The sequence below is a fragment of the Kineococcus siccus genome (assembly GCF_009906795.1).
GTDB lineage: Bacteria > Actinomycetota > Actinomycetes > Actinomycetales > Kineococcaceae > Kineococcus > Kineococcus siccus.
Genome location: NZ_JAAALN010000116.1, coordinates 1 through 13,807, shown reverse-complemented (window position 1 = coordinate 13,807; position 13,807 = coordinate 1). Strand labels below are relative to the sequence as shown.

The window sequence follows — 13,807 nt, the reverse complement described above, 5'->3', positions numbered from 1 at the left end:
TGATGCTCCTTCGCGTCGGGCGGCGTCGCGCACGTGTGCGGCGGAGGCTAGCAGCGCAGACCCGCCCACACCGCGGAATCAGTGGCCCTCCCGGCTCACGACGACGGAAACCCTCGCCCCGTCCTTGCCTCGTGGCGGCCGTCGCGCGACACTGACGGCTGCCGACCCACCTGGAGGTGTCCCCGCTGTGCCGTCCCACCCCCTGATCCCGCTGCGCACCGGCGAGTTCGAGCTCAACCTCGAGGTGCTGCGGTCCTCGGGGCGGCTCGCGCCCACGATGCGCTTCGCCTCCGTCGTCCTCGCCGAGCCCCCCAAGGCGGACGTGCTGGCGTGGCGGCCGGGCGACGCCGTGCCCCGGCGGGCGACGTCGGTGCTGTGGGACCGCGACGACAACCGCACCTACGAGGCCGTCGTCGACCTCGTCGCGGGCCAGGTGCTGAGCTTCGACCACCTCCCGGGCGTGACGCCGAACTTCACCGTCGACGAGTGGCACGAGTGCGAGGCGGCGCTGAAGGCCGAACCCCGCGTCGTCGCGGCGCTCGCGGAGCGGGGCCTGACCGACCTGGACCTCGTGCTCATCGACGTCTGGACGTACGGCCACGGCGTCATGCCGGAGCAGTACCGCGACCGGCGGCTCGGCTGGTGCGACGTCTGGCACCGCGCGACTTCGCACGGCAACCCCTACGCCCACCCCGTGCACGGGCTGAAGTTCGTCGTCGACATGAACACCTTCGAGCTGCTCGAGATCGACGTCGCGGACGAGATCGCCCCTCCTGCCCCGGTGATGGGCGAGTACGAGCCCGAGCTCGTCCCGGGGTACGCACCCCGCGAGGGCCTGCGCGCCCTCGACGTCTCCCAGCCCGACGGCCCCTCGTTCACGATCGACGGCGACGGGGAGCTGCGCTGGCAGAACTGGTCGATGCGGATCGGGTTCACCTACCGCGAAGGCCTGGTGCTGCACCAGGTCCGCTACGACGACGCCGGCGCCGAGCGCGAGATCGCCTACCGGATGTCCTTCGCGGAGATGATCGTCCCCTACCGCGACCCCAGCTTCGAGCACCGCCGCCGCACCGCCTACGACATCGGCGAGTGGGGCCTGGGGTACATGACGACGTCCCTGGAGCTCGGCTGCGACTGCCTCGGGGAGATCCGCTACCTCGACGCGGTCCTCACCGACTCCCACGGGGCGCCGTTCACGATCGCCAACGCGATCTGCCTGCACGAGGAGGACGACGCGGTTCTGTGGAAGCACGTGGACGCGAACGGCCGCGCCGAGGTGCGCCGCTCGCGCCGCATGGTGGTCTCGTTCCACGCGACCGTCGCCAACTACGAGTACCTCGTCTACTGGCGCTTCCAGCAGGACGGCACCATCGAGTGCGAGGTGCGGGCCACCGGCATCATGGTGACCACCCCCTTGCCCGAGGGTGCGCCGACGCCGCCCTGCGGCACGCTCGTGGACCAGCGCACCTACGCGCCGTTCCACCAGCACTTCCTCGTGGCCCGCCTCGACCTCGACGTCGACGGCCAGGAGAACACCGTCTTCGAGATCGACTCCTCCGCGGCGCCGATCGGGCCGGAGAACCCCCACGGCCTCGCGGTCGTCACCACGAGCACCCCCGTGCGCTCCGAGGCGGAGGCCGGCCGCGACGTCGACTGGCAGCGCCAGCGCAGCTGGAAGGTCGCGAGCACGCAGCGCCGCAACGCGATGGGCTCCCCGACGGGGTACAAGCTCGTGGCCACGGCCGCGATCCCGCACCTCTTCGACCCGTCCGCGCCGCAGTTCCTGCGGGCCCCCGTGATCGGCCACGACGTGTGGGTCACGCGCCACCACGACGACGAGCTCTGGCCCGCGGGCGACCACCCGACGCAGAGCGCCGTGGACACGGGCATGACGCGCTGGATCGCCGACGACGAACCGCTCGAGGGCACCGACGTGGTGCTGTGGCACGTCTTCGGCATCCACCACGTCACCCGCCCCGAGGACTGGCCCGTGATGCCCGCGGACGTCGTGAGCTTCCAGCTCAAGCCCGCGGGGTTCTTCGACCGCAACCCCTCGCTCGACCTGCCGCGCACGGGGCGTCCCGCGCACGCGGGCACCCCGTCCTGCCACTGACCCCGCTGAACCCCCCGGAGGAACGACGTGACCCAGGCCCTCTCGAACATCGTCGGCGGCGAGGCGGTCGCCGCGGCCGACGGCCGCACCACCGACGTCGTCGACCCCTCCAACGGCAGCGTCTACGCGTCGGCGCCCCTGTCCGGGCCCGCCGACGTGGACGCGGCCTACGGGGCGGCCGCGAAGGCCTTCACCTCGTGGGGCCGCACGACCCCGGCGGAGCGGCAGAAGTTCCTGCTCGACCTGGCCGACGCGATCGAGGAGCGCGCCGAGGAGTTCATCGCCGCCGAGGTGCGCAACACGGGCAAGCCGATCGCGCTGACGCGGTCCGAGGAGCTGCCGCCCGCGGTGGACCAGCTCCGGTTCTTCGCCGGCGCCGCCCGGGTGCTCGAGGGGCGGGCCGCCGGGGAGTACCTCGCGGGCCACACGTCCTGGGTGCGCCGCGAGCCCATCGGGGTGGTCGGCCAGGTCACGCCGTGGAACTACCCGCTGATGATGGCGGTCTGGAAGATCGGCCCGGCCCTGGCGGCCGGGAACACGATCGTGCTGAAGCCCTCGGACACGACGCCCGCCTCCACGGTGCTCCTCGCGCAGGTCGCGAACGAGGTCCTGCCGCCCGGGGTCCTGAACGTCGTGTGCGGCGACCGCGACACCGGCCGGGCGCTCGTCGAGCACCCGACCCCGCAGCTGGTCGCCATCACGGGGTCGGTCCGCGCGGGCGTCCAGGTGGCGCAGTCCGCGGCGACGCAGGTGAAGCGGGTCCACCTCGAACTGGGCGGCAAGGCCCCGGTCGTGGTCTTCGACGACGCCGACGTCGAGGCCGCCGCCGAGGCGATCGCGATGGCCGGGTACTTCAACGCGGGCCAGGACTGCACGGCCGCCACCCGGGTGCTCGCCTCGCCGCGCATCCACGACGACTTCGTCGCGGCCCTGTCCGAGCAGGCGCGGGCGACGAAGCCGGGGCTGCCCGACGACCCGGACGCGGCCCTGGGCCCGGTCAACAACGTCCGGCAGCTCGCGCACGTGTCGGGCTTCGTCGACCGGCTGCCCGACCACGCCGTCCTCGGTGCGGGCGGTGGTCGCGGCACGGCGGAGCTGGCGGACGGCTACTACTACCAACCGACCGTGGTCTCCGGCCTGCACCAGGACGACGAGGCGATCCAGAACGAGATCTTCGGTCCCGTCATCACCGTGCAGCGCTTCACCGACGAGGACGAGGCCGTCCGCTGGGCCAACGGCACCGAGTACGGTCTCGCCTCCAGCGTCTGGACGAAGGACTTCGGCCGGGCGATGCGGATGTCCGGCCGCCTCGACTTCGGCTGCGTCTGGATCAACACGCACATCCCGCTCGTCGCGGAGATGCCGCACGGCGGGTTCAAGAGCTCCGGCTACGGCAAGGACCTCTCGATGTACGGCCTCGAGGACTACACGCGCATCAAGCACGTCATGGCCAACCTCGACTCCTGAGCGACGCGCCCGGGCCCCGGCGCAGCGCTCGCCCCGGCCGCCGGTGCGGCAGGCTCGCCCCGTGGACGACGCGCGGGGGAGCAGCCGGCCCGGCGGCTGGGCCGAGGGGGCCGAGCGCGCCCGGTGGGGGCTCCTCGGTGCCCTCGCGGTCGACAACCTCGGCTCGGGGTTGTTCCTGCCGCTGGTGCTCGTCTACAGCACCCAGGTGGTCGGCCTCTCGCTGGCCGCGGCCGGCGCCACCCTCTTCGTCGGCAGCCTCCTGGGGCTGCTGGTACCCGGGGTCGTGGGCGTCGTCGTCGACCGCCTCGGCGCGCGGCGCGTCGTCCTCGCCTCGCTCCTCGTGCAGGCCGCGGGGATGCTCGTCTACCTCCTCGCCGGCAGCGCCACCGGGAGGGGCGCCGCCGTGGTCGGCGCGGTCGCGGGCGCGGTGCTGGTGGCCGCGGGCACGCAGACGTTCTACAGCTCGCTGTTCTCCCTCATCGCCGCCGTGGCCGGCGAGGGCCCCAAGGACCGCGCCTTCGCGCACGTGGAGATGGTGCGGTCGGCGGCGTTCGGGCTCGGGGCCCTCGTCGGGGCCGGCCTGCTCACCTGGCTGGACGCGCCGGCGCTGCGGATCGCCGTGGCCGTCGACGCGGTCAGCTTCCTCGTGGCCGCCGTGCTGCTGCGGTGGCTGGTCGACGCCGCCGGCCCGCGCGCGGCCGCACGAGCCGTTCCGGCACTCGCCGGCCCGACACCCGCCGGCTCGAAACCCTCCGGCCCGGCACCGTGGCGGGACCGGCCCTTCCTCGGGCTGCTGCTGCTCATCGCCCTGACCGGGCTGGCCACCGACGTCTTCCTGGTCGGCTTCGCGGTGTGGGCCGTGGACCAGGTGGGCACACGGCCCTGGCTGCCCGGGGCCTGCGTGGCGCTGCTGACGGCGCTCACGAGCACCTGCGCGGCCCTCGTGGTGCGCTGGACGGCCACCTGGCGGCGCACCCGCGTCATCGCGCTCGGAGCCGTGCTGACCACCGTCTGGTCCGCCGCCTGCGCCCTCACCCCGCTGCTGACGCCGTCGTGGCGTGCGCCGTGGCTGCTCGCGGCGACGGTGGTCCTGGCCGCCGCCGGCCTGCTGGGGGGCCGCGTGATGGTGGTGGCCGAGGCCACCGCGCCGCCGGCCGCCCACGGGCGCTACCTGGCCACCGTCCAGTACAGCTTCACCGCGGCCCAGCTGCTGGCGCCCCTGGTGGTCGGCCTGTTCGCGGTGGCGCTGTGGCTGCCGTGGGCCGCGGTGGCCGCCGCGTGCGGCGCCGCCCTGCTCCTCGTGCCCTGGCTGGCCCGCCGGCTGCCGGCGCACGCGGTCTCCGCCCCCGGCTGAGCGTTCCCCGCGGCCGGCCGCCGTGACAGGGTCGTGGCGTGGTCCGCGACGTCACCAGCCGGTTCGACGGCTCCGCCGTGCTGGTCACCGGAGGTGCGCACGGCATCGGCCGGGCCTGCGCCGCCCGGTTCGCCGCCGAGGGCGCGCGGGTCGCGGTGGCCGACCTGGACGTCCCCGCGGCGCACGACGTGGTCGCGTCCCTCGCTGGGCCCGCGGCGCTCCGGCACCGGGCGGTCGAGCTCGACGTCACGGACGCGAGCGCCGTCGACCACGCGGTGGCGGGCGCCGTCGACGCCCTCGGTGGCCTCGACGTGCTGGTGAACGTCGCCGGCGGTGACACCGCGCACGGCCGGTTCGAGTCGACGGACGACGAGACCTGGTCCCGGACGATCGACCTGAACCTGCTCGGGGTCGTGCGCTGCTGCCGGGCGTCGGTCCCGCACCTGCGGCGGAGCACCGCGTCCCCGGCCATCGTCACGGTGGGCTCGGTGAACGGCCTCACGGGGCTGGGGAGCGAGCCGTACTCCGCCGCGAAGGCGGCCGTGGTGTCCCTGACCGCGAACCTGGCTCTCGACCTCGGGCCGGACGGCATCCGGGTCAACGCGGTCGCGCCCGGGACCGTCCGGACTCGGGTGTGGGACGCGCAGGAGGGCGGGGCGGACAGGCTGAGCCCGCTCTACCCCCTGCGCCGGGTGGGCGAGCCCGAGGACGTCGCGGGGGCGGTCGCCTTCCTCGCCTCCCGGGACGCCGCCTGGGTGACGGGCCACACCCTCCCCGTCGACGGGGGCCTGACGGCGGGGCGCCCGCTGGCGTGAGGCCGGCCGGGGACTCAGCGGTGGCGGCCGGTGACCGCCGCGAACAGGACGAACACCTTGAGGTTGCTGAGCCGTCGCGAGCGCCGTCGCGCGCCCGTGGGCGAGGGCGCGGCCCACGGCGAACAGGACGCTGGGGCCGGGGACCGCGATGACGACGACGCCGGCCAGCGCGAGGGCCAGCACCTGCTGCAGGGAGACCACGCGTGGACCCCAGCCCGCGCGACCGGCGCGACTCAGCTGTCGAAACCGACCCCCGCCGCGTCGAGCGCCGCGAGCCACGGGCCCCGCCGGCCCTGCCGGCGGTCGGCGCGGACGAGCGCCCTGGTGGTCAGGGTGATGCCGGCCCACGCCAGCGGTTCGGGCGGGAACGGCAGCGGCGTCGAGCGGACGAGCTCCAGCTCGGTGCGTTCCGTCGCCTCGCCCCCGAGCAGGTCCAGCAGCACGTCGGCCGCGAACCGCGTCATGCCCACACCGAGGCCCGTGAAGCCCGCGACGCTCGCGACCCGGCCGCGGTGGGCCGTGCCGAAGAACGGGAAGAACCGCGTGCACGTGTCGATCGCCCCACCCCACGCGTGGGTGAACCGGACGCCGTCGAGCTGCGGGAACGTCTGGCCGAAGTGCGCTGCGAGCGTGCGGAACGACGCCGCGCGCTGGTCGTGCGCCGCGGACAGCGACCGCCCGTAGTGGTAGATCGCGTCGTAGCCGCCGAAGAGGATCCGGTCGTCCGCGGTGAGCCGGTAGTAGTGGAACTGGTTGTTCATGTCGTCGAGGCCCTGCCGGTGGGCCCACCCGATCGACGCCCGCTGCCCCGCGGTCAGCGGCTCCGTCACGAGGACGTAGTCGTAGACCGGCACGGTGTGCAGGCGGTAGCGCTTCAGCAGCGACGGGAACACGTTGGTGCCCAGGGCGACGGAGGCGGCCGAGACCACCCCGCCGTCGGTGTGCAGCCGGACGGCGGAGGCGTCGGAGGACAGTCGCCGCACGGGTGTGCCCTCGACGATCCGCACCCCGAGCTCCAGGCACGTGCGCCGCAGCTCCCACACGAGGTGCGCCGGGTTCACCAGGGCCGTGTCGTGCCGGCTCCAGGCGCCGGCCAGGTAGGTGGGGGAGTCGACCTCGGCGCGCACGGCGGCCGCGTCGAGGAAACCCGGGCCGCCGCGCAGCTCCTCGACCTGGTGCGGTTCCGTCGCGACGGTCAGCGCACCCGTGCGCTCCCACGCGCAGTCCCAGCCGTAGCGCGCCACGGTCGCCTCGATGCCGTCGAGGTTCTCCAGCCCGAGCGCCTCGAGCCGGTCGACCTCGCGGGGCAGGTGCCGTTCGCCGTTGCTGCGCCCGTGGGTGAGGCTCGCGGCCACGAAACCACCGTTGCGGCCCGACGCCGCCCACCCCGTCGTCGCGCCCTCGACCAGCAGGACGTCGCGGCCCGGGTCGCGCTCCTTCGCGCGCAGCGCCGTCCAGAGCCCGGTGAAGCCGCCTCCGACGACGGCGAGGTCTGCGCGGGCCCCGCCCCGCAGGGACGGCCGGGGAGCCGGCCGGCGGGGGTCGTCGAGCCAGAAGGGGACGTCCCGGGCGCCCTGCAGGGCGGCCTCGGCCGCGGCCGTGGGGACGGGGTGGAACGGCACGCGGGACTCCCGGGGTGGTGGACGCTGACGCTCCGGTGCAGTCCTACCGTGCCGGGACGGGCAGGACAAGAAGCAATCCGTCGTCCGAGAGCCTCCTGGCCACGGATTCCCTTGTTCGAGCGCCGGGGCGCGGCTAGCATCGCCGCCGTGACGTCCCGCACCCCCGCGCCCGCCCTGGACGACGTCTCCAAGCGCATCGTCGAGGTCCTCCAGGAGGACGGACGGCTGTCGTACGCGGCCATCGGCAAGGCCGTGGGCCTCTCCGAGGCCGCGGTGCGCCAGCGGGTGCAGCGGCTGCTGGACGGCGGGGTCATGCAGATCGTCGCCGTCACCGATCCCCTGCAGGTGGGTTTCGCCCGCCAGGCGATGATCGGCATCCGCGCCGAGGGGGACACCCGGATCGTCGCCGACCACCTCGCCGAGGTCGCGGAGATCGACTACGTGGTCATCACCGCCGGCAGCTTCGACATCCTCGTCGAGGCGGTCTGCGAGGACGACGACGGGCTCCTCGACGTCATCAACTCCAAGATCCGGGCGATCCCGGGAGTGGTCGGCACCGAGACCTTCGTCTACCTGAAGCTGCGCAAGCAGCTCTACAACTGGGGAACCCGATGAGCGCTGGCAACGTGACACCCCGCGGCACCGCACGCACCGACGCGGCGCGCGAGCACCTCTGGATGCACTTCACGCGCCACTCGACGTTCGCCGACGGCGGTGAGGTGCCCATCATCGTCCGCGGCGAGGGGGCCCACGTCTACGACGCCGCGGGCAAGGAGTACCTCGACGGCCTCGCCGGGCTGTTCACCGTCCAGGTCGGGCACGGACGCACCGAGCTGGCGGAGGCGGCCTCGCGCCAGGCCCAGCAGCTCGCCTTCTTCCCCCTGTGGTCCTACGCCCACCCCACGGCGATCGACCTGGCCGAGCGCCTCGCGCACGAGGCGCCGGGCGACCTCGACCGGGTGTTCTTCACCTCCGGCGGCGGGGAGGCCGTCGAGGCGGCGTGGAAGCTCGCCAAGCAGTACTTCAAGCTCGTCGGCAAGCCGACCAAGCACAAGGTCATCAGCCGGGCGATCGCCTACCACGGCACCACGGCGGGGGCCCTGTCGATCACCGGGATCCCCGAGGTCAAGGCGCCCTTCGAACCCCTCGTGCCCGGTGGGTTCCGCGCCCCGAACACCAACCTCTACCGCGCCCCCGAGCACCTGCGGGACGACCCGAAGGCGTTCGGCCGCTGGGCGGCCGACCGCATCGGCGAGGCCATCGAGTTCGAGGGCGCCGACACCGTCGCCGCCGTCTTCGTCGAGCCCGTGCAGAACGCGGGCGGCTGCTTCCCCCCGCCGCCCGGCTACTTCGAGCGCCTGCGCGAGATCTGCGACGAGCACGACGTGCTGCTGGTCAGCGACGAGACCATCTGCGCCTTCGGCCGGATCGGCGAGCTGTTCGCGTGCAAGGACTTCGACTACGTGCCCGACATCATCACGTGCGCCAAGGGCCTCACCTCGGGCTACTCGCCCCTCGGGGCGATGATCGCCTCGAGCCGGCTGTTCGAGCCGTTCGCCCACGGCGACACCTCCTTCGCGCACGGGTACACGTTCGGGGGGCACCCCGTCTCGTGCGCCGTCGCGATGGAGAACCTCGACATCTTCGAGCGCGAGGGCCTCGTCCAGCACGTGCACGAGAACGCGCCGCACTTCCGCGGGGCCCTGGAGCGGCTGCTGGACCTGCCGATCGTCGGCGACGTCCGCGGAGCGGGGTTCTTCTACGGCATCGAGCTGGTCAAGGACAGGCACACCCGCGAGACGTTCAGCGGCGAGGAGGCCGAGCGGCTGCTGCGCGGGTTCCTGTCGCCCGCGCTGTTCGAGGCCGGGCTGTACTGCCGCGCGGACGACCGGGGGGACCCCGTGATCCAGCTCGCGCCGCCCCTGATCATCGGGCCGCGGGAGTTCGACGACATCGAGCAGCGCCTGCGGGGCGTCCTGACCGAGGCGTGGGCGCGGTTGTGACGTCCACCGCCGACTCCGTCGCGGCGCGCCCCGGCCCCGCGGGGGCGCCCCGGGGCCCGCGGTCGGTGTGGGTGGACACCCTCGACCCCGCCGACGCGGCCGCCCCGGCGAGGCCGGGACTCGCGGGCGACGAGCAGGTCGACGTCTGCGTCGTGGGGGCCGGGTACACCGGGCTGTGGACCGCCTACTACCTGCTGCAGGCCGACCCGGGCCTCGACGTGCTCGTCGTCGAGGCCGAGACGGCGGGCTTCGGCGCCAGCGGCCGCAACGGCGGCTGGTGCTCGGCGCTGTTCCCGCAGGGCGCCGAGCGGATGGCGCGCGAGAGCGGGGCGGCCGCCGCCCTGGCCATGCGCCGGGCGATGCGCGAGACGGTCGACGAGGTGGGGCGGGTCGTCGCGGCGGAGGAGATCGACTGCCACTGGCGCAAGGGCGGCACGGTCGTCGTGGCGCGGACGCTGGCGCAGCTGCGACGCGCCCGCGCGGAGGCCGCGGCCGACGAGGCCGCCGGCGGGGAGGAGGGGCTGGTCCTGCTCGACGCCCCGGCGACGCGCGAGCACGTCCGGATCGCCGGCGCGCTGGGCGCGACGTGGACGCCGCACTGCGCGCGCCTGCACCCGCTGCGGCTGGTCAGGGGCCTCGCCCGCGCGGTGGAGCGCCTGGGCGGCCGGATCGTCGAGGGGACGCGGGTCACCTCGATCGTCCCCGGCGAGGTCCGGACGACGCGCGGCACCGTGCGCTGCCGGTCCGCGGTGCGGGCGACCGAGGCCTGGACCAGCACCCTGCCGGGCTCGCGGCGCGAGGTGGTGCCGGTCTACTCGCTCATGGTGGCCACCGAACCGCTGCCCGCGTCGTTCTGGGACCGCGCGGGGCTGGCCGCCGGGGAGACGTTCTCCGACCACCGCAACGTCATCGTCTACGGGCAGCGCACCGCCGACGACCGGCTGGCGTTCGGTGGCCGCGGCGCGCCGTACCACTTCGGCTCCTCGATCCGGCCGGGCTTCGACGCCGAACCGCGCGTGTTCGAGGCCCTGCGCGCCACCCTGCGCGAACTCTTCCCGGACCTCGGCGACGCGAGGTTCACGCACAGCTGGGGCGGCCCGCTGGGGATCGCGCGGGACTGGCACGCGGCCGTCCGCTACGACCCCGCGACCGGCCTCGGCAGCGCCGGCGGGTACGTCGGCGACGGCGTCGCCACGACGAACCTCGCGGGCCGGACCCTGGCCGACGCGGTGACGTCGCGCCGCACCCCGCTGCTGGACCTGCCCTGGTTCGGTCACACCTCGCCGCGCTGGGAACCCGAACCGCTGCGGTGGGCCGGCGTCAACGCCGGCCTCGTCCTGGCGCGGGCCGCGGACGCCGCCGAACGGCGCCGCGGGCGGGGAACCCTGGTGGGCGCGGCCCTCGGACGCCTGACCGGCCACTGACCGTGCCCGCCTGACGACCGCACCGCGCGGAACCGGTCGGTGTTTACACGATCGACGCCGGAATCCGTTGTCCGGGCGCCCGGTGATGGGTACGTTTCGCCGTAGTCGAACCGTTCGACGTCCAGGGAGGGGAGCTGCCCGTGCCGCCCGACGCCGACCTGCTGCTGCACTCCGGGAGGGTGTTCACCGGTTCGGAGCGGCACCCGACGGCGACCACGGTCGCCGTGGCCGGTGGCCGCGTGGTCGCGGTCGGCACCGCCGGCGAGGTCCGCGCCGCGGTGGGTCCCGCGGGTCCGGGCACCCAGGTCGTCGACCTCGCGGGCCGCCTGCTCGTCCCGGGTCTCACCGACGCCCACGTGCACCCCGTGATGGGGGGTGTGGAACGCCTGGGCTGCGACCTGACCGGGGTCTCGGGGCAGGAGGCGACGCTGCGCCACCTGGCGCAGCGCGCGGCGGCGACCCCCGGGGACTGGATCGTCGGCGGCGGCTGGGCGATGGCGGACTACCCCGGCGGGACGCCGCGCCGCGAGGAGCTCGACGCGGCCGTCGGCGACCGCCCCGCCTACCTCGTCAACCGCGACCACCACGGCGCGTGGGTGAGTTCCGCCGCCCTGCGGATCGCGGGGGTGGACGCCACGACCCCGGACCCGCCGGACGGGCGGATCGAGCGCGATCCCGACGGGACACCGACGGGGACGCTGCACGAGGGCGCCATGGACCTCGTCGGGCGCTTCCTGCCGCCCGTGACGCCGGAGACCCTGGCCGCGGGCCTCGCGGAGGGCCAGCGCTACCTGCACTCCCTGGGCGTGACCGGCTGGCAGGACGCGATCGTCGGCGACTACGCCGGGCACGCGGACACCACGGACACCTACCTCGCGGCGCAGGCCGCGGGCCTGCTCACGGCCCGCGTCGTGGGGGCGCTGTGGTGGCCGCGGGGACACGCCGTCGAGGACGTGCCCGACGTCGTGGCGGGGCTCGCCGCGCGGCGCGACGCCGTGGGCGCCGGGCGGTTCCGCGCCACCACGGTCAAGATCATGCTCGACGGGGTGGCGGAGAACCAGACCGCGTCGATGCTCTCGCCGTACCTGGACCGCTGCGGGTGCTCCACGGGCCGGACGGGGTTGTCCCACCTCGACCGCGACCTGCTCCTGACCGCGGTGCCGGCGCTGGACGCCGCGGGGTTCGACGTCCACGTCCACGTCATCGGCGACCGCGCCGCGCGCGACGCCCTCGACGCGATCGCCGTGGCCCGCTCCGCACCCGCCTCGCGCGGCGGTCGCCACCACCTCGCGCACCTGCAGGTGGTGCACCCCGACGACGTCGGCCGGTTCGCCGAGCTCGACGTGAGCGCGAACGCGCAGGCGCTGTGGGCGTGCGACGACGCGCAGATGTCGGAGCTGACGACGCCGTTCCTCGGACCGGAGCGCGCCGCCTGGCAGTACCCCTTCGGCGGGCTGCTGCGCAGCGGTGCCCGGCTCGTCATGGGGTCGGACTGGCCGGTCTCGACGCCCGACCCGTGGCAGGCGATCTCCGTGGCGGTCACCCGGCAGCCGCCGGGGGAACCCGGCGTCGCGCCCTTCCTGCCGCAGCACGCGCTGACCCTGACGCAGGCGCTGTCGGCCTACACGGCGGGTTCGGCGTGGATCAACCGCCACGAGGACGCCGGCGTGGTCCGCCCCGGCGCGGTCGCGGACCTCGCGGTCTGCTCGGTCGACCCGTTCGACCTGCCCGCGCACGCCCTGCACGAGGTGCGGGTGGAGACCACGCTGGTCGGCGGCCGCGTCGTCCACGACCACACCGACTCCGACCACCTCGACCGCGGGTCCGTCCCGACCGCCGGAGGGCACCGATGACCAGCCTCGACCCGGTGACCACCGCACCCCCCGCCCCCGCGGCCTCGCTCGTGCAGGCCGGGGGTTCCGTGAGCCTGCGCGGTGTCGTGAAGCGGTTCGGCGCGGCGACCGCCGTGGCGGGCGTCGACCTGGACGTGCGCTCGGGGGAGTTCCTCTCGCTGCTCGGCCCGTCGGGCTGCGGCAAGACGACCCTGCTGCGGATGCTGGCGGGCTTCGAGGAGCCCGACGAGGGCACGATCGAGATCGCCGGCCGGTCCGTCGTGGGGGTCCCCGCGCACCGGCGGCCCGTGAACACGGTGTTCCAGGCCTACGCCCTGTTCCCGCACATGAGCGTCGCGGAGAACGTCGCCTACGGGTTGCGCCAGCGCCGCACGCCCCGGGCGGAGGTCCGTCGCCGCGTCGGCGAGGCCCTGGACATGGTGCGCATGAGCGACTTCGCCGCACGCGCCCCCGCGGCGCTGTCGGGCGGCCAGCAGCAGCGCGTCGCCCTGGCCCGCGCCCTGGTGAACCGGCCCCAGGTCCTGCTGCTCGACGAACCCCTCTCGGCGCTGGACCGCAAGCTGCGCGAGGAGATGCAGGTCGAGCTGAAGCTGCTCCAGACCTCGCTGGGGACGACGTTCGTCTTCGTCACCCACGACCAGGAGGAGGCCCTGTCGATGAGCGACCGCATCGCGGTCATGCTCGACGGGCGCGTGCAGCAGCTCGGGGCGCCCGAGGACATCTACTCGGAACCGGTCAGCGCCTTCGTCGCAGGGTTCATCGGCAAGCAGAACTTCCTGCCGGGCACCGTCGTGCAGCCCGGGGTCGTGCGCTGCGCCGACACGACCGTCTCGAGCACCCGGCCCTGGACGGGGCTCCCGGCGGGTTCGGCGGCCCTCGCGGCCGTGCGGCCCGAGGCGATCACGGTGTCGGCCGCGGAGACCGCGGGGGCGAACGTCGTCCGCGGGACGCTCGCGGGGGTGGCCCACCTGGGGGACGTCGTGCAGCGCGTCGTCGTGACGGCCTCGGGGCGCGAGCTGATCGCGCGTGCCCCCCGCGGCACCGACGCCGCGGCGCCCGGCCAGGTCGGCGGTGCGGTCTGGTGCTCCTTCGCGCCCGAGCAGGTGCACGTCTTCCCCGCCTGACGCCCCACCCGTCCACCCCGAGAACCCTGGAG

At 74.8% G+C, this 13,807-nt stretch carries 10 protein-coding genes; 9 read left to right on the top strand and 1 reads right to left on the bottom strand.

Annotation, left to right across the window (positions count from 1 at the left end; translation table 11 throughout):
• Positions 1–187: 187 nt before the first annotated feature.
• From GTR02_RS13465 to GTR02_RS13450, 4 genes are all read left to right on the top strand, one after another.
• Entirely contained in the window at positions 188–2,113 is a 1,926-nt protein-coding gene (locus GTR02_RS13465) for a primary-amine oxidase (RefSeq protein ID WP_166608008.1), read from the top strand.
• Between the two features lie 27 nt (positions 2,114–2,140).
• Positions 2,141–3,580, top strand: coding sequence for an aminobutyraldehyde dehydrogenase (locus GTR02_RS13460; protein WP_166608007.1), 1,440 nt, complete (start codon positions 2,141–2,143; stop codon positions 3,578–3,580).
• Positions 3,581–3,641: 61 nt separating this feature from the next.
• Positions 3,642–4,934, top strand: coding sequence for an MFS transporter (locus GTR02_RS13455; RefSeq protein ID WP_205709217.1), 1,293 nt, complete (start codon positions 3,642–3,644; stop codon positions 4,932–4,934).
• A 38-nt stretch (positions 4,935–4,972) separates the two neighbouring features.
• Positions 4,973–5,749, top strand: coding sequence for a glucose 1-dehydrogenase (locus GTR02_RS13450; protein WP_166608006.1), 777 nt, complete (start codon positions 4,973–4,975; stop codon positions 5,747–5,749).
• 233 nt (positions 5,750–5,982) lie between these two features.
• Here the strand turns inward: GTR02_RS13450 and GTR02_RS13445 are convergent, their stop codons facing one another.
• The gene (locus GTR02_RS13445) at positions 5,983–7,371 is read right to left on the bottom strand and encodes an FAD-dependent oxidoreductase (RefSeq protein WP_166608005.1); all 1,389 of its coding nucleotides are present in this window, start codon (positions 7,369–7,371) and stop codon (positions 5,983–5,985) included.
• Between the two features lie 147 nt (positions 7,372–7,518).
• Here GTR02_RS13445 and GTR02_RS13440 point away from each other — a divergent pair, with 147 nt between their 5' ends.
• From GTR02_RS13440 to GTR02_RS13420, 5 genes are all read left to right on the top strand, one after another.
• Positions 7,519–7,986: an AsnC family transcriptional regulator gene (locus GTR02_RS13440; RefSeq protein WP_166608004.1), complete on the top strand. Its 468-nt coding sequence runs from the start codon at positions 7,519–7,521 to the stop codon at positions 7,984–7,986.
• Positions 7,983–9,374, top strand: a complete 1,392-nt coding sequence (locus GTR02_RS13435) for an aspartate aminotransferase family protein (RefSeq protein ID WP_166608003.1) — start codon at positions 7,983–7,985, stop codon at positions 9,372–9,374. Before GTR02_RS13440 ends, GTR02_RS13435 begins: the two co-directional genes overlap by 4 nt.
• A gap of 65 nt (positions 9,375–9,439) precedes the next feature.
• Positions 9,440–10,798 carry an NAD(P)/FAD-dependent oxidoreductase gene (locus GTR02_RS13430; RefSeq protein WP_166608010.1) on the top strand — a complete coding sequence of 453 codons (1,359 nt, stop codon included), beginning with the start codon at positions 9,440–9,442 and terminating at the stop codon, positions 10,796–10,798.
• 140 nt (positions 10,799–10,938) lie between these two features.
• The gene (locus GTR02_RS13425) at positions 10,939–12,651 is read left to right on the top strand and encodes an amidohydrolase family protein (RefSeq protein ID WP_205709214.1); all 1,713 of its coding nucleotides are present in this window, start codon (positions 10,939–10,941) and stop codon (positions 12,649–12,651) included.
• Positions 12,652–12,665: 14 nt separating this feature from the next.
• Positions 12,666–13,775 (top strand): polyamine ABC transporter ATP-binding protein, encoded by a 1,110-nt coding sequence (locus tag GTR02_RS13420; protein WP_205709213.1) that lies wholly within the window; start codon positions 12,666–12,668, stop codon positions 13,773–13,775.
• The last annotated feature ends 32 nt before the right edge of the window (positions 13,776–13,807 follow it).

What these genes read in the sequence shown, in the direction of transcription:
- GTR02_RS13435 (WP_166608003.1), top strand. Translation starts at nt 7,983, where the DNA reads ATGAGCGCTGGCAACGTGACACCCCGCGGCACCGCACGCACCGACGCG.